The organism is Curtobacterium sp. CFBP9011 (assembly GCF_034045095.1).
Classification (GTDB): Bacteria; Actinomycetota; Actinomycetes; order Actinomycetales; family Microbacteriaceae; genus Curtobacterium.
In genome coordinates, this window is the sequence record NZ_JAXCWN010000003.1 from 32,616 (window position 1) to 47,514 (window position 14,899).

The 14,899-nt window shown below is 69.8% G+C and carries 14 protein-coding genes; 6 read left to right on the top strand and 8 right to left on the bottom strand.

The annotated features are described in order from the left end of the window. Window positions 1-469 precede the first annotated feature (469 nt). On the bottom strand, window positions 470-1,450 hold the full coding sequence (locus SOM35_RS07425) for a LacI family DNA-binding transcriptional regulator (RefSeq protein ID WP_320514935.1): 981 nt from the start codon (window positions 1,448-1,450) through the stop codon (window positions 470-472). 306 nt (window positions 1,451-1,756) lie between these two features. Here SOM35_RS07425 and SOM35_RS07430 point away from each other — a divergent pair, with 306 nt between their 5' ends. From SOM35_RS07430 to SOM35_RS07445, 4 genes are all read left to right on the top strand, one after another. Further along, a complete protein-coding gene (locus SOM35_RS07430) occupies window positions 1,757-2,704 on the top strand; it encodes a carbohydrate ABC transporter permease (protein ID WP_111074782.1) in 948 nt (315 codons plus the stop codon). Continuing rightward, window positions 2,701-3,663 carry a carbohydrate ABC transporter permease gene (locus tag SOM35_RS07435; RefSeq protein ID WP_111074781.1) on the top strand — a complete coding sequence of 321 codons (963 nt, stop codon included), beginning with the start codon at window positions 2,701-2,703 and terminating at the stop codon, window positions 3,661-3,663. The genes SOM35_RS07430 and SOM35_RS07435 overlap by 4 nt, the downstream gene beginning before the upstream one ends. Window positions 3,664-3,816: 153 nt before the next feature. Next, window positions 3,817-5,151 (top strand): ABC transporter substrate-binding protein, encoded by a 1,335-nt coding sequence (locus SOM35_RS07440; RefSeq protein WP_111074780.1) that lies wholly within the window; start codon window positions 3,817-3,819, stop codon window positions 5,149-5,151. A 94-nt stretch (window positions 5,152-5,245) separates the two neighbouring features. After that, entirely contained in the window at window positions 5,246-7,141 is a 1,896-nt protein-coding gene (locus tag SOM35_RS07445; RefSeq protein WP_320514936.1) for a glycoside hydrolase family 35 protein, read from the top strand. Window positions 7,142-7,219: 78 nt separating this feature from the next. Here the strand turns inward: SOM35_RS07445 and SOM35_RS07450 are convergent, their stop codons facing one another. The 3 genes from SOM35_RS07450 to SOM35_RS07460 form a co-directional block, all read right to left on the bottom strand. Further along, complete coding sequence (locus SOM35_RS07450) at window positions 7,220-7,522, bottom strand: hypothetical protein (protein WP_320514937.1); 303 nt, start codon at window positions 7,520-7,522, stop codon at window positions 7,220-7,222. A 258-nt stretch (window positions 7,523-7,780) separates the two neighbouring features. Further along, complete coding sequence (locus SOM35_RS07455) at window positions 7,781-8,242, bottom strand: hypothetical protein (protein ID WP_320514938.1); 462 nt, start codon at window positions 8,240-8,242, stop codon at window positions 7,781-7,783. Then, entirely contained in the window at window positions 8,239-8,550 is a 312-nt protein-coding gene (locus tag SOM35_RS07460) for a biopolymer transporter Tol (RefSeq protein WP_320514939.1), read from the bottom strand. Before SOM35_RS07460 ends, SOM35_RS07455 begins: the two co-directional genes overlap by 4 nt. 60 nt (window positions 8,551-8,610) lie before the next feature. Here SOM35_RS07460 and SOM35_RS07465 point away from each other — a divergent pair, with 60 nt between their 5' ends. Next, complete coding sequence (locus SOM35_RS07465; protein ID WP_320514940.1) at window positions 8,611-9,684, top strand: spore photoproduct lyase family protein; 1,074 nt, start codon at window positions 8,611-8,613, stop codon at window positions 9,682-9,684. A gap of 106 nt (window positions 9,685-9,790) precedes the next feature. On the opposite strand, the gene SOM35_RS07470 is transcribed toward SOM35_RS07465, so the two are convergent. Both SOM35_RS07470 and SOM35_RS07475 read right to left on the bottom strand, forming a co-directional pair. Further along, entirely contained in the window at window positions 9,791-9,967 is a 177-nt protein-coding gene (locus SOM35_RS07470) for a CsbD family protein (RefSeq protein WP_221852292.1), read from the bottom strand. A 137-nt stretch (window positions 9,968-10,104) separates the two neighbouring features. Continuing rightward, the gene (locus SOM35_RS07475) at window positions 10,105-10,503 is read right to left on the bottom strand and encodes a DUF3253 domain-containing protein (RefSeq protein ID WP_221852294.1); all 399 of its coding nucleotides are present in this window, start codon (window positions 10,501-10,503) and stop codon (window positions 10,105-10,107) included. 92 nt (window positions 10,504-10,595) lie between these two features. Between SOM35_RS07475 and SOM35_RS07480 the strand changes: the two genes are divergently transcribed. Continuing rightward, window positions 10,596-11,960 (top strand): alpha-amylase family glycosyl hydrolase, encoded by a 1,365-nt coding sequence (locus tag SOM35_RS07480; protein ID WP_320514941.1) that lies wholly within the window; start codon window positions 10,596-10,598, stop codon window positions 11,958-11,960. Window positions 11,961-12,071: 111 nt separating this feature from the next. Here SOM35_RS07480 and mmsB read toward each other — a convergent pair whose 3' ends face one another. Beyond that, window positions 12,072-13,253 (bottom strand): multiple monosaccharide ABC transporter permease, encoded by a 1,182-nt coding sequence (gene mmsB, locus SOM35_RS07485; RefSeq protein ID WP_111074771.1) that lies wholly within the window; start codon window positions 13,251-13,253, stop codon window positions 12,072-12,074. Next, entirely contained in the window at window positions 13,240-14,790 is a 1,551-nt protein-coding gene (mmsA, locus tag SOM35_RS07490; protein WP_320514942.1) for a multiple monosaccharide ABC transporter ATP-binding protein, read from the bottom strand. The genes mmsB and mmsA overlap by 14 nt, the downstream gene beginning before the upstream one ends. Window positions 14,791-14,899: the final 109 nt, after the last annotated feature.

Genomic DNA, 14,899 nt, shown 5'->3' on the forward strand with positions numbered 1-14,899 from the left:
AGCCTCGGCGCGGTTCGCGTTGGGCGACGCCGCTCGCGGCCGCTGCCCCGCGGTCTGTCGCCGGGGGCGAGTCTCGTGCGGCCGGGAGGCGCGTGGCGGGCCCGCACCCTGCCTCCCGGGGCCGAGCCTCGGCTGGGCGGGCATGGTGCGGTGTGCGTGCGGCGCGTTCTGTCCGCGTGACCGAGGCTCGGCGCGGTTCGCGCTGGGCGACGCCGCTCGCGGTGGCCGCCCCGCGGACTGTCGCCGGGCGCGAGTCTCGTGCGGCCGGGAGGCGCGTGGCGGGCCCGCACCGTGCCTCCCGTCTGCCGAGCCTCGGCTGGGCGGGCATGTTGCGGTGTGCGCGCGGCGCGTTCTGTCCGCGGGGCCGAGCCTCGGCGCGTTTCGCGCTGGGCGACACCGCTCGCGGCCGCCGCCCCGCGGCCTGTCGCGCAGCGCGAACCTCGCGTGGTCGCCGGCCCGCCGCCCGCCGCTACCGCGCCGGCGGCGACGCCGTGCTCGCCCGCACGACGAGCCGCACCGGCACGAGGTCCGTCGCCGCCGTGGCGGCACCGCCCTCGATCTGCGTCAGGAGTGTGGCGACCGCGCGGCGCCCGACCTCGTCGAAGGACTGGTGCACCGTGGTCAGCGGCGGCCAGAACGAGTCGGACTCGGGGGAGTCGTCGAAGCCCACGACACTGAGCGAGGACGGCACGGCGCGACCGAGTTCGTGGCAGGCGCGGAGGACGCCGAGCGCGGTCTGGTCGTTCGCGGCGAACACCGCGGTGATCTCGGGGCGGCGGGCGATCTCGAGACCGGCCTGGTAGCCGGACTCGGTGCTCCACTCGCCACCGAGCACCGGCGGGACCGTGCGTCCGGCGGCGGTGAGGGTCGCGCTCCAGGCCGCCTGCCGCCGGGCTGCCGAGTACGAGGACGCCGGTCCGGCCACGTGCCAGACGGTGTCGTGGCCGAGGTCGAGCAGGTGCTGGGTCGCCAGGCGGGCGCCGTCGGCCTGGTCGGTGTCGATCGCCGGGTGCTCGGTGGTGCCGGTGGAGTCGACGACGACCATGGGGACGCCGTCGGGGAGTTCGACCTCGGCGGTGTCGATGACGTGCGACTCGATGATGATGACGACCCCGTCGACGGCCTGTTCGTGCAGGCGGGAGAAGGCGGACCGGACGCCCTCTTCGGTGCGGGAGGCCATCGGCAGCAGCGTGATGGTGAAGTCGGCGACCCCCGCTGCGTCGGCGATCGCCTCGAGCGTGCGCATGTTGCCGTACGAGGCAAGCGTGAACATGATCACGCCGATGGTCCGGAAGCGTCCGGAGCGCAGTGCCCGGGCGGCGCGGTTCGGCCGGTAGCCGAGGTCCGTCATCGCCTGCTGGACGCGGGTGCGGGTCTCGGGGCTGACGTTGTCGAACCCGCGGGCCACGCGGGAGACGGTCTGCATCGAGACCCCGGCGGCGTCGGCCACGGCAGCGAGCGACGGCGCGCGGCGGGGGACTGCGGTGGCGTCGGTGGTCGTCGAGATGGTCCACGCCCCCTTCCATGCGAACGGTGTGGGGCCGGGACGGGTGCGCAGCCTGGGCCGGGCACCGGTTCGCGGCCGGTGGACCGGCGTCGGTGCGCGGCCACTCCTGCTGACGCTAGCGCATGTTGACGTTGCCATGCTATGGTCGCCACCGTTCGATGTTGACGTCAACATCAGCGCCGGTCGCAGCACGACCGTCGGCGCTGAGAGTCCCATCGACGTCAGCCCGGAACACGACGAAGGAGTCACATGAGCACGCTCACCGCGCGGAGCCCCGAGGCCGCGCCGCGACGCACGGGCACCACGCCCGCACCGCGTCGCCGTGGGAAGCCGCGGGGTCGCATGACCGGCTGGCTGTTCGTCGGCCCGTTCGTCGCCGTCCTCGTGCTGATGCTCATCGTGCCGATCGGGTACGCGCTCTGGCTCAGCCTGTTCCGCGACCAGCTCATCGGCGGCAACCAGTTCGTCTGGTTCGCCAACTACGTGCAGCTCTTCCAGGACGCCAAGTTCTGGTCCGGCTTCGGCCGCGTCGCGATCTTCCTGGTCGTCCAGGTGCCGATCATGCTCGGCCTGGCCCTCGTCGCCGCCCTGGCCCTCGACAGCGCCCGCCTCTGGGGCACCGGGTTCTTCCGCATTGCGGTGTTCCTGCCCTACGCGGTCCCCGGTGTCGTCGCCGCCCTGATCTGGGGCTTCATCTACGGCAACCAGTTCGGCCTGACCGGAGCCGCGAACGACGCCATGGGCATCGACCTGCTCCAGCCGTTCAGCCCGAGCTGGGTCCTGACGAGCATCGGCAACGTGGTCACGTGGGAGTTCCTCGGCTACAACATGCTGATCTTCTACGCCGCCCTCCGCACCGTCCCGGGCGACCTGTACGAAGCGGCCGAGCTCGACGGCGCCGGCCCGATGCGCACCGTCTTCTCGATCAAGCTCCCGGCCCTCCGCGGCCCGATGGTCATCGCCACGATCTTCTCGATCATCGGCAGCTTCCAGCTCTTCAACGAGCCGAACCTGCTGAAGACCCTCGCCCCGAACGTCATCGGCAGTGCCTTCACACCGAACATGTACGCCTACTCGCTGTCCTTCAGCGGCCAGCAGTTCAACTACTCCGCCACCGTCGCGATCGTGATGGGCGTCATCACCGCCGTCATCGCCTACGTCGTGCAGGTCCGCGGTACCCGACAGGAGAACCGATGAGCACCCTGCAGGGTCCCGCCCCCCTCACCGTCACCGAAGCGACCACCACCCAGGGTGACCCGCGTGACCGCCGCACCCGTGCCTCCCGGAAGGCGGCCAAGCCCGTCGACGGACGCAAGGTGAAGCGCTCCGGTCTCCTGACCGCGGTCATGGTCGTCTTCGTCGTGTACTCGTTCGCACCGCTCTTCTACCTGCTGGTCAACAGCACGAAGACGCAGTCGTCGCTGCTGTCCACGTTCGGCCTCTGGTTCGGCGGGAAGTTCAACCTCTGGCAGAACATCGTCGACACGCTCACCTACAACGACGGCATCTTCGTGCAGTGGCTCGGCAACACGCTGCTCTACGTCGTCGTCGGCGCGGGTGGCGCGACGCTGCTCGCGACCGTCGCCGGCTACGGCATGGCGAAGTTCCAGTTCCCCGGCCGTCGCGCCGTCTTCGCCATCGTCCTCGGTGCGATCGCCGTTCCGGGCACGGCTCTTGCGGTCCCGACGTTCCTGCTCTTCTCGCAGGTCGGCCTGACGAACACCCCGTGGTCGATCATCCTGCCGTCCCTGATCAGCCCGTTCGGCATGTACCTCATCTGGACCTACGCGGTCGAGGCGATCCCCACTGAACTCATCGAGGCCGCCCGCATGGACGGCGCCGGCGAGTTCCGGATCTTCTTCACCATCGCGCTGAAGCTCCTGGCACCCGGTGTCGTCACGGTCCTGCTGTTCGCGGTCGTCGCCACCTGGAACAACTACTTCCTGCCGCTCATCATGCTGAGCGACCCGAAGTGGTACCCGCTGACCGTCGGCCTGAACCAGTGGAACGCGCAGGCCACCGGCTCCGGTGCGCAGCCGATCTACAACCTCGTCGTCACCGGCTCGCTCCTCACGATCATCCCGATCGTGGTCGCGTTCCTCTTCCTCCAGCGCTTCTGGCAGTCCGGCCTCGCGGCCGGCTCCGTCAAGGCCTGATCCCGCCCTCCGGCCCCGGTCAGCAGCACCGGACCCCGGCCGGGAGGCACGGAGCGGCCCCGCAACGGACCGCACCGACCAGTCCCACCACCAGCAACCAGCAGTCCCTCCACGAAGAAGCACCTTCTTCACGATGAAGTGAAAGGCACCACCATGCAGAAGCGTCTCCGGCGCGGGCTCAGCGCCCTCGCCATCGGCGTCACCGCCGCGATGGCCCTCGCCGCCTGCGCGTCCGGCGGCTCCGGCTCCGGCGGCTCGGCCTCCGACATCGACAAGGCCCTCGAGCAGGGCGGCACGCTGACCTACTGGTCCTGGACCCCGTCCGCCAAGGACCAGGTCGCCGCGTTCGAGAAGGCCTACCCCAAGGTGAAGGTCAAGCTCGTCAACGCCGGCACCGGCGCCGACCAGTACACCAAGCTGCAGAACACCGTGAAGGCCGGCTCGGGCGCTCCCGACGTCGCCCAGGTCGAGTACTACGCGCTGCCGCAGTTCGCCCTGTCCGAGTCACTGCTCAACCTGTCCGACTACGGCTTCGGCGACCTGAAGAGCAAGTTCGCCGCGAGCACCTGGAAGTCGGTCTCGATGGACGGCAAGGTCTACGGCCTGCCGCAGGACTCCGGCCCCATGGCCATGTTCTACAACGAGAAGGTCTTCAACCAGTACGACATCGCCGTGCCGAAGACGTGGGACGAGTACGTTGCAGCCGCCAAGAAGCTGCACGAAGCCGACCCCGAGAAGTACCTGGCCGCCGACTCCGGCGACGCGGGCTTCACCACGAGCATGATCGCCCAGGCCGGCGGCACCCCGTTCACCACCGACGGTGACAAGGTGACCATCAACCTGCAGGACGCCGGCACGAAGAAGTGGACCAAGACCTGGAACGAGCTCGTCGAGCAGGGTCTGCTGGCGAAGACCGTCGGCTGGACCGACGACTGGTACAAGCAGCTCGGCAACGGCCAGATCGCCACGCTGATCACCGGCGCCTGGATGCCCGGCAACCTCGAGGCCAGCGTCGCCGACGCCAAGGGTGACTGGCGCGTCGCCCCGATGCCGACCTACGACGGCCAGACCGCGGCCACCGCGAACAACGGCGGCAGCGCCGAGGTCGTCATGAAGCAGTCGAAGAACCCGGCCCTCGCCGCCGGCTTCCTCAAGTGGCTGAACTCGTCGAAGGCCTCCACCAAGGTCTTCATGGAGTCCGGCGGGTTCCCGTCCACCACCGCCGACCTCGAGTCGTCCGCGTTCCTCGACGAGAAGCCGGACTACTTCGGTGGCCAGCAGATCAACAAGGTGCTCGTCGACGCGTCCAAGGCGTCGGACAACGACTTCACCTACCTGCCGTACCAGGTGTACGCCAACAGCGTCTACGCCGACACCGTCGGGCAGTCGTACGAGAAGGGCACGTCGCTCGAGTCGGGTCTGTCGGCCTGGCAGGACGCCCTGGCGAAGTACGGCAAGCAGCAGGGCTTCACGGTCTCGACCAAGTAGTCCCACCACATCGACGCGGCCGTGCGGGTTCTCCGCACGGCCGCGTTCCCACGAGACGCGTCGGCACCGACGTGCTCCCACAGAAAGCAACGACATGCGCTTCGCCATCGGCGACACCGACTTCCTGCTCGACGGGCAGCCGCACCGGGTGCTCTCCGGTGCGATCCACTACTTCCGCGTCCACCCCGACCTGTGGGCCGACCGGATCCGCAAGGCCAAGCTCATGGGCCTGAACACCGTCGAGACCTACGTCGCCTGGAACGCGCACGAGGCCACCCCCGGCACCTTCGACTTCACCGGCGGGCTGGACCTCGGCCGGTTCCTGGACCTGGTCGCCGCCGAGGGGATGCACGCCATCGTCCGCCCCGGCCCCTACATCTGCGCCGAGTGGACCAACGGCGGGTTGCCGTTCTGGCTGTTCACCGACGGCACGGTCGGCATCCGCCGCGACGAACCGCAGTTCCTCGCCGCCGTCGGCCGCTACCTCGACGCCCTCGCCCCGATCCTGGTGCCCCGGCAGATCGACGCCGGTGGCCCGATCGTGCTCGTGCAGGTCGAGAACGAGTACGGCGCCTACGGCTCCGACCCGGTGTACCTCGAGAAGCTCGAGCGCATGCACCGCGACATCGGGCTCACCGTCCCCTTCACGAGCGTCGACCAGCCGATGGACTCGATGCTCGAGGAGGGCTCTCTGCCGTCGCTGCACAAGACCGGCTCGTTCGGGTCCCGCTCCACCGAGCGCCTGGCACGGCTGCGGCAGGCGCAGCCGACCGGGCCGCTGATGTGCTCGGAGTTCTGGGACGGCTGGTTCGACAGCTGGGGCGAGCACCACCACACCACCTCCGCCGCCGCCTCGGCCTCGGACCTGGACGACCTGCTCGCCGCCGGCGGCTCGGTGAACGTCTACATGTTCCACGGCGGCACGAACTTCGGCTTCACGAACGGCGCGAACGACAAGGGCGTGTACCGGCCGATCGCGACGTCGTACGACTACGACGCCCCGCTCGACGAGGCCGGCCGCCCCACCGAGAAGTTCCACGCGTTCCGTGACGTCATCGCCCGGTACGCGCCCGTCCCGGAGTTGCCGGCGTCGATGCAGCCCGGCGGGTCCGGTCGGCTCGCGTCCGGTTCCGGGCTCGCGTCCTCGTCGGTTGACGGCCTGGAGGCACGACCCACCCCCGCCGCGGACGTCGCCGTCCGCCTCGACCACGTCCTGCCGCTCGTCGACCTGCTGCCGACGATCACCAGCTGGACCACCCACGAGACGCCACCGACCTTCGACCAGTTGGGCGCGGCCTCCGGGTTCGTCCTGTACCGGACGGAGGTCGACCTGCCCACCGGTGGCGTGCTGACCGTCGCCGAGGAGGTCCGCGACCGCGTGCTCGTCCGGGTCGACGGTCGGACCGTCGGCGTCCTGGAGCGGGAGCACCACGACCGTGCGATCGCCCTGCCACCGGTGACGGGCCTCCTGGAACTGCTCGTCGAGGACCAGGGCCGCGTCGACTACGGTCCCCGGATCGGTGAGCCGAAGGGGTTGATCGGCGCCGTCCGGATCGGCGGCGACGTGCTGTCGCGCTGGACCGTGTCGCCCCTGGCGCTCGACCCGGTGCCGGAGGCGGCGCTCGACGCGCTGCGGACCGCACCGGTGTCGAGTGTGTCGGCTGTGTCGGCTGTGTCGGCTGTGTCGAGTGTGTCGACGGGGGAGACCCTCGCCGGTCCGGTGTTCGCGATGGGCTCGTTCGAGCTGCCGGAGCGCGGCGCGGACCTCGACCGCTACCTGGCGCTCGACGGGTTCCGGAAGGGCGTCGCCTGGGTCAACGGTTTCTGCCTGGGCCGGTACTGGTCGCGTGGGCCGCAGCGCACGCTGGCCGTGCCGGGGCCGGTGCTCCGGGCGGGTCGGAACGAGGTCGTCGTGTTCGAGGTGCACGCCTCGGCGGCGCGCACCGTGTGCCTGTGCGTCGAACCGTCACTCGGGCACACCGAGGGCTGAGTGGTCTGACCCGCCCGCACGACGAACGGCCCCGGGATGCCCGGGGCCGTTCGTCGTGTGGTGCGCAGTCGCTCGTCGTCAGCAGGTCGGTTCCGGCACGAGCACCGCGATCCGGCCGACCCGCACCACCGGGACGCCACTGCGGTCGCCGAGACGCTCACCGGCGAAGCGGACGAGCACCCCGGGCTCGGTCCGCTCGGCTTCGACGAGTGCGGCGGCCTGCGCCGGCGTCACCAGGAGCTCCCACGGTCGGCGGACGCCCGCGGCGTCCTCGGAGCAGAGTTCGAGCAGCACGCCGACCCGGGCGCCGGCCGGTCCCTCGGCCGTCGTCGTGCCGGTGCGCAGCCCCACCAGTGCGCCCGTGTGCGTGATGTCGTTCATGGTCCCCCTCGGTCCTCGGCGTCCTCGCCGCGACGAGCCTACGGCGGCGAGGATCGCTCGCACCTCATCCGGAAGGTGGGGAATCGCCGGAGCCGCGTCCATCGGACGGGTGAGCCGGGGGCGCGGTGCGCCGTGGCTGCCGCGCGGGGGCGCCGAGGTTGCACGACGCGCCGTCGCCCGGTCGCTGAAGTCGCACGACCGGCCGGGTCGGCGGTCCCCGGGCGGCAGAACGTGCGACCTCGGCTGACGGGTACTGCGTCAGAACGCCCGGGCGCCGGCCCATTCCCGGACGCGGAGGAGGCCCTCCCGACGCCAGATCCAGTACGGGGCGAACTTCGTGCCGTCGTCCTCGTAGGCCTTCGTCAGGAGCCCGATCTGTCGGCGGCGCTGGTGCCCGGTCTCGTCCACCCATTCGACGTACCCGTCGTCGAGCACGGTCGTGATCTGCGCGCGCGGCACCGACCAGCTCAGGACGTACCCGTCGTAGCGGAGCTCCTGGTCGCCCAGGCGCACCGCGACCCGCCGAGCACGAGCGGTCGTCCACGCGCCGAAGCCCACCATCAGTACCCCGAGGGCCACGATGAACACGCGAGCCGACGCTTCCGGGACGAAGGCGACCGCGATGAGGACAGCGCCGACCACGATCTGCAGGGGACCGAGTGCGGCGGTGTTCGCGCTCCGCTCCCACGCGGGAGCACGGATGACCTCGTCGTCGGTCACGGCGACTCGTCGAGCCAGTCGAGGTCCGCGAGGGCCTGCTCGGCCTGGGTCAGCCGCTCGGGCTCGGGTCGGGTCCACCACTCCGGCCCCCGCTCGCCGAGCCCGTGCTTGGCGAGGCCGTTCCGGTGTCGGGCCCGCGCGACGGCGTCCTCGTCCCCGGCCCGCTTCGCCAGCTTCACCCCGTTCCGCCCGCGGCGGAGGTGGGACCGGAGCCGAGCAGCGACGTCCTCGGGGAGCGCCGGGTCCGTCCGCCGCCACCGTCGTCCGTTCACGACGAAGAAGTGGTCGTCCTCCACGCCAGCGGTCATGCCCCGAGTCTGCCCGAGCGAGGTCAGAGCTGTCGGTGGTGGCGGGTACAACGGACTGCGATGACCGACTCCCGCATGCGCCCGCTGCTCGACGTCACACGCATCTACGCCGAAGACGCCGCCCTCGAACTGCCGCGGGGCCAGGAGATCATCGGGCGTTGGCCGGACGCCGAGATCGTCCCGGTCGCGTCGCACTGGCAGATCCCCGAGGTGCACGGCGACGAGCGCAACGTCGCGCGGTGGGTCCGGATCAAGACCGAGGCGCTCGTGCTCGGTGTGAAGAAGTCGATCGTCACGCGGCCCAACGGTCGCTCCGCCGACTTCATCGCGCCCTCGACCGCGAACGGCTGCGCGATGGCGTGCGCGTACTGCTACGTCCCGCGGCGCAAGGGCTACAGCAACCCGATCACCGTCTTCGCGAACATCGAGCAGATCACGAAGCACCTGGCCCGGAACATCCACAAGCAGGGTCCGAAGACCGAACCGAACCAGTGCGATCCCGACGCGTGGGTGTACGACATCGGCGAGAACAGCGACTGCTCGGTCGACGCGATGCTCAGCGACAACGTCCGCGACCTCTGCGACCTGTTCCGGATGACCCCGACCGCGAAGGCATCGTTCGCGACGAAGTACGTCAACCGGGACCTGCTCGACTGGGACCCGATGGGACGCACCCGGATCCGGTTCTCGCTCATGCCCCACGAGACCGCGAAGGTGACGGACATCCGCACCTCGCCGATCGCCGAACGGATCGCCGCCGTCAACGACTTCGTCGATGCCGGGTACGAGGTCCACCTGAACTTCTCGCCCGTCATCCTCACCCCGACGTGGGAAGCCGACTGGGCCGCGATGCTGCGGGAGGTCGACGACGTCCTGTCGCCCGCGGCGAAGGCCCAGCTGGCGGCCGAGGTCATCTTCCTCACGCACAACGAGCAACTGCACGAGGTGAACCTCGGCTGGCACCCGAAGGCCGAGGACCTGCTCTGGCGTCCGGAGCTGCAGGAGCAGAAGCTGTCCCAGAACGGTGCGGTCAACATCCGGTACCGCGCGGCGATGAAGGCGCGGCACCTCGAACGCTTCCGGCAGCTCGTCGCCGAGAACCTGCCGTCCTGCCGAATCCGGTACGCCTTCTGACGGTGTACACGATCCGTGTACACGTGTACCGATCCGCGGTACAAGCCCGGGAACGACGAACGCCCGCACCGCGAGCGGTACGGGCGTCACGTGGTGGTGCCGGCGGTCACTTGCCGTCGACGGCGTCCTTGGCCTTCTCGGTCTCCATGCGAGCTTCGCCCATGCCCTGGTCCTTGTGGCCCTGGGCGGTGAGCTCGGCGTCGTCGGTGTGCTTGCCGACGGCCTCTTCGGCCTTGCCGACGATCTTCTGGGTGGCGTCCTTGGCCTTGTCTGCGAGCGACATGGTGTTCCTTCCTGCGGGGATCCGCCGAGGGTCCCCGGCGCGTGCTGCTGACGGTAATCCGTTCGATCCCGCCGCTCACGGCCGGGGCCGAGGGTCGTGTACCCCGGCGGCGCTGACGCCGGGCGCAGGATGGTCGTTCAGCGCGGACGGCGGATGCGGATCGGCCCCTTGGCGGTGGACGGGTCGATGACGTTCCCACCCTGGGTGATCTCGACCTCGCCGCGGGCGACCATGCGTCGGGCAGCGCGGCGGGCGGGTTCCATCAGGTCCCGCCAGTCGTCACCGCCGATCGCACGGGCGGCGTCCGAGGGACAGATGCTCGAGGTCGCGGCACGGGCGTCGAGCAGCTCGTCGATGGTGCGCTCGAGGGTCCGGTCGGTGTCGTCGAGCTTGTGCCGACGGCAGGCGTCGGAGCACCACTTCGCGTCCGGGCTCGCCGAGTCCGGCATCCGGCGGCCGCACGAGGCGCAGGTGCGCTCGGCATGTGCGGCGTCGAGTCGGCGTGCGTCGTCCTCGGTGCGGATGGCTCGTCCCATGCACCCATGATCGTCCTCGTCACCGACGCGCTTCCAGGCTGGTGGTACCCCGATCCGCGGTTCCGGCCAGGCCCGGCTGGCAGCATGCAGGGATGGACCACGACGTCGACCGCACTCCCGAGCCCGCCTGGGTCGAGCACGTGATGTGGTGGCACGTCTACCCGCTCGGCTTCGTCGGAGCGGAGATCCGCCCGAGCAGCAGCACCGACAGCAGCACCGACAGCGGCGCCGACCGCCCGGTGGAGCACCGCCTCGGACATCTGGAGGGGTGGCTCGACCACGTCGTCGACCTCGGCCTCAACGGCCTGCTGCTCGGTCCGGTCTTCGCCAGCTCGACGCACGGCTACGACACGGTCGACCACTTCCGGATCGACCCGCGGCTCGGCGACGACGACGACTTCGACCGACTCGTCACCGCCGCCCACGACCGCGGCATCCGGGTCCTGCTCGACGGTGTCTTCAACCACGTCGGCCGCGAGCACCCTGCCTTCCGGGCCCTCGCCGAGCACGGGCCCGACGCCGAGACCGCTCCGCTCTTCGCCGTCGACTGGTCCGGGTGGCAGCCCGGGCAGCCGGTCCCCGTCGGGTCGTTCGAGGGGCACGACATCCTGGTCGCGCTCGACCACACCGCGGCCGCGACCGAGGACCTGGTCGTCCAGGTCATGACGCACTGGCTCGAGCGCGGCGTCGACGGCTGGCGGCTGGACGCGGCCTACGCGGTGCCGCCGGCGTTCTGGGCGACGGTGCTGCCCCGCGTCCGCGAGCGGTTCCCGGACGCCTGGTTCTCGGGCGAGGTCATCCACGGCGACACCGCGCGCATCGTCCGCGAGTCGACGATGGACTCCACCACCCAGTACGAACTGTGGCAGGGCATCTGGCACGGCATCGCGGACCGCAACTGCTACGAGCTCGCGCACGCGATCGAGCGCCACGACGAACTGCTCGCCACCTTCGCACCGAGCACCTTCGTCGGCAACCACGACGTCACGCGGATCGCCTCGGCGGTGGGGGAGCGCTTCGTCGGCCACGCCATCGCGGTGCTCTTCACGGTCGCCGGCACCCCGTCGGTCTACGCCGGTGACGAGTTCGCCTGGACCGGCGTGAAGGAGGACCGTGAGGGCGGCGACGACGCCGTCCGTCCGACCTTCCCGCCCGGCCCGCCGCAGGTCAGCGGCACGGCCGCTGAGGTCCTGCACGCCCACCAGACGCTCGTCGCGCTCCGCCGCCGGCACCCGTGGCTGCACCGCGCCCACACCGACGTGGTGCACCTGGACAACACGGCCCTCGTCCTCCGCACCGCCACCGACCGGGAGGCCGTGGTCACCGCCCTGAACCTCTCGCCTGATCCGGTGGTGCTGCCCGCCGCCGACGCGACGCGGGTGGAGGCGGGCGCGGGCGACCTGCGCGACGGGACCGTGCGTCTCCCGGCCGCCGGCTGGGCCGTCCTGACCCGCTGACCGGAGACGCGAACGCAAGCGCGGACAGAAACGAGACTCGGGCTGAGCGACGTTCCGCGCATCAGATGATGCGCGTCCTGTCGCCCAGCCCGAGTCTCGGCGGCGGTACTGCTACTTGCGGCTGCTGGCCGCGCGACGCTTGTTGAAGACGTCGAACGCGACGGCAGCGAGGAGCACCAGGCCCTTGATGAGCTGCTGGTACTCGGTGCCGACACCGAGGATCGACATGCCGTTGTTCAGGATGCCGATGATCAGACCACCGACGATCGCGCCCGGCACGGTACCGATGCCACCGGTGACGGCAGCGCCACCGATGAAGACGGCCGCGATGGCGTCGAGCTCGAACCCGTTGCCCGCGCTCGGCGAGGCCAGGTTGAGCTGACCGGTGAAGACCACACCAGCCAGGGCCGCGATGACGCCCATGTTCACGAAGAGCAGGAACGTGACGCGCTTCGTCTTGACGCCGGACAGCTGCGCGGCGAGCGGGTTGCCGCCGATCGCGTAGATGTGACGGCCGAACACCGAGCTGCGCATGACCATCGAGTACACGATGACCAGGACGCCGAGGATGACGAGCACGATCGGGGTGCCGTTGTAGCTGGCGAGCAGCACCGCGACGAACATGACCAGCGCGATGGTGAAGACGAGCTTCGTGATGAACCAGGCGAAGGGCTCGTCCTCGAGCTGGTACTTGCGACGGGTCGCGCGACCACGGAACGCCGTGATGACCAGGATCACCGAGGCGGCGAGACCGAGGATCATCGTGAGCGGCTCGTAGCCCGAAGTGCCGAAGGCCGGCAGGAAGCCGGAGCCCAGGGAGCGGAAGCCCTCCGGGAACGGCGAGATCTGCTGGTTCTGCAGGGCGATCTGGGCGGCACCGCGGAAGGCGAGCATGCCCGCCAGGGTCACGATGAACGCCGGGATACCGAAGTAGGCGATCCAGAAGCCCTGCCAGGCACCGACGAGGGCGCCGAGGACCAGGCAGAGGACGACCGCGATCGGCCACGGGATGTGCCACTGGGTGATCATGACGCCGGCCATCGCACCGGTGAAGGCGACGACGGAACCGACCGACAGGTCGATGTGGCCGGCGATGATGACCATCACCATGCCGATGGCGAGGATCAGGATGTAGCTGTTCTGCACCACCAGGTTCGAGACGTTGATCGGCGCGAGGGTGATCCCGCCGGTCGTCGCCTGGAAGAAGATCACGATGACGATCAGCGCGATGAACAGGCCGATCTGTCGGAGCTGCCCGGTGAGGTAGCTGGCGGCGGACTTAAGCGCGTTCATTGACTGGGGTCTCCCGTTCCTGGGTCATGTACTGCATGAGGGTCTCGGGCGTCGCTTCGGAGCGGGGGACGTCCGCCGTGATGCGACCCTCGGAGAGCGTGTAGATGCGGTCGCAGATGCCGAGCAGTTCAGGGAGTTCGGAGGAGATCACGATGATCCCCTTCCCCTGGTCGGCGAGTGCGTTGATGATCGTGTAGATCTCGTACTTCGCGCCGACGTCGATGCCGCGGGTCGGCTCGTCGAGGATCAGCACGTCCGGGTCGGCGTACATCCACTTCGACAGGACGACCTTCTGCTGGTTGCCGCCGGAGAGCTTGCCCGTGACGGCGTTCACCGTCGGGGCCTTGATGTTCATGTTCTTGAGGAAGCCGCGGGCGACCGTGGTCTCCTCGGAGCTGTTGACGAAGCCCCAGTTGGCGAGCTTGCCGAGGGCTGAGCCCGACACGTTGCGCTTGATGTCGTCGATCAGGTTGAGGCCGTAGCGCTTGCGGTCCTCGGTGGCGTAGGCGATGCCGTTGTCGATCGCCGCCGACACCGTGTTCGTCTTGATCGGGACGCCGCGCTTGTAGACGGTGCCGCTGATGCCGGTGCCGTACGAGTGCCCGAAGACGCTCATCGCGAGTTCGGTGCGTCCGGCGCCCATCAGGCCGGCGATGCCGACGATCTCACCGGCGCGGACCATGAGGTTCGCGTCGTGGATGATCTGGCGCGAGGCGTCGAGCGGGTGGTGGACGTTCCAGTCCTCGATGCGGAGGAGCTCTTCGCCCACGTTCGACTCGTGCTCCGGGTAGCGGCTGGACAGGTCGCGACCCACCATGCCGCGGATGATGCGGTCCTCGGAGATCTCGTCGGCGTGCATGTCGAGCGTCTCGATCGTTTGGCCGTCGCGGATGATCGTGACCTTGTCCGCGATCGCCTTGATCTCGTTCAGCTTGTGGCTGATGATGATCGCCGTCATGCCCTCGGCCTGCAGCGACTTGATGAGCTCGAGCAGGTGCGCGGAGTCGTCGTCGTTGAGGGCGGCGGTCGGCTCGTCGAGGATGAGGAGCTTCACCTTCTTCGACAGCGCCTTCGCGATCTCGACGAGCTGCTGCTTGCCGACACCGATGTCCACGATCTTCGTGATCGGGTTGTCCTTGAGACCGACCCGCTTGAGCAGTTCGGCCGCGGCGAGGTTCGTCTTGTTCCAGTCGATGAAGCCGGCCTTGGACCGCTCGTTGCCGAGGAAGATGTTCTCGGCGATCGACAGGAACGGGCTCAGGGCGAGCTCCTGGTGGATGATGACGACGCCGGCTTCCTCGGAGTCGTTGATGTTCGAGAACCGGACCTGCTGGCCCTCGAAGAGGATCTCGCCGTCGAACGTGCCGGCCGGGTAGACGCCCGACAGCACCTTCATCAGCGTCGACTTGCCGGCGCCGTTCTCGCCGCAGATCGCGTGGACCTGGCCGCGTTCGACCTCGATGGAGACGCCCTGCAGCGCCTTCACACCGGGGAACGTCTTGGTGATGTCGCGCATCTCGAGGATGGTGTCCGCCACGTCGACCGCCTTCCGTTCCGCGCGCTGGTGCGCGCTCGAAGTGATAGGGGGAGGACAGACCGGAGGCGCGGTGCGGGACCGCGCCGCGCCTCCGGTCCGTCAGAGGGGT

Excerpts from the sequence above, each read along its gene's own strand:
- SOM35_RS07450 (WP_320514937.1), bottom strand. The coding sequence starts at position 7,522 with ATGAACGACATCACGCACACGGGCGCACTGGTGGGGCTGCGCACCGGC.
- SOM35_RS07465 (WP_320514940.1), top strand. The coding sequence starts at position 8,611 with ATGACCGACTCCCGCATGCGCCCGCTGCTCGACGTCACACGCATCTAC.
- SOM35_RS07430 (WP_111074782.1), top strand. The coding sequence starts at position 1,757 with ATGAGCACGCTCACCGCGCGGAGCCCCGAGGCCGCGCCGCGACGCACG.
- SOM35_RS07445 (WP_320514936.1), top strand. The coding sequence starts at position 5,246 with ATGCGCTTCGCCATCGGCGACACCGACTTCCTGCTCGACGGGCAGCCG.
- SOM35_RS07475 (WP_221852294.1), bottom strand. The coding sequence starts at position 10,503 with ATGGGACGAGCCATCCGCACCGAGGACGACGCACGCCGACTCGACGCC.
- SOM35_RS07460 (WP_320514939.1), bottom strand. The coding sequence starts at position 8,550 with ATGACCGCTGGCGTGGAGGACGACCACTTCTTCGTCGTGAACGGACGA.
- SOM35_RS07440 (WP_111074780.1), top strand. The coding sequence starts at position 3,817 with ATGCAGAAGCGTCTCCGGCGCGGGCTCAGCGCCCTCGCCATCGGCGTC.
- SOM35_RS07435 (WP_111074781.1), top strand. The coding sequence starts at position 2,701 with ATGAGCACCCTGCAGGGTCCCGCCCCCCTCACCGTCACCGAAGCGACC.
- SOM35_RS07470 (WP_221852292.1), bottom strand. The coding sequence starts at position 9,967 with ATGTCGCTCGCAGACAAGGCCAAGGACGCCACCCAGAAGATCGTCGGC.
- SOM35_RS07480 (WP_320514941.1), top strand. The coding sequence starts at position 10,596 with ATGGACCACGACGTCGACCGCACTCCCGAGCCCGCCTGGGTCGAGCAC.
- mmsB (WP_111074771.1), bottom strand. The coding sequence starts at position 13,253 with ATGAACGCGCTTAAGTCCGCCGCCAGCTACCTCACCGGGCAGCTCCGA.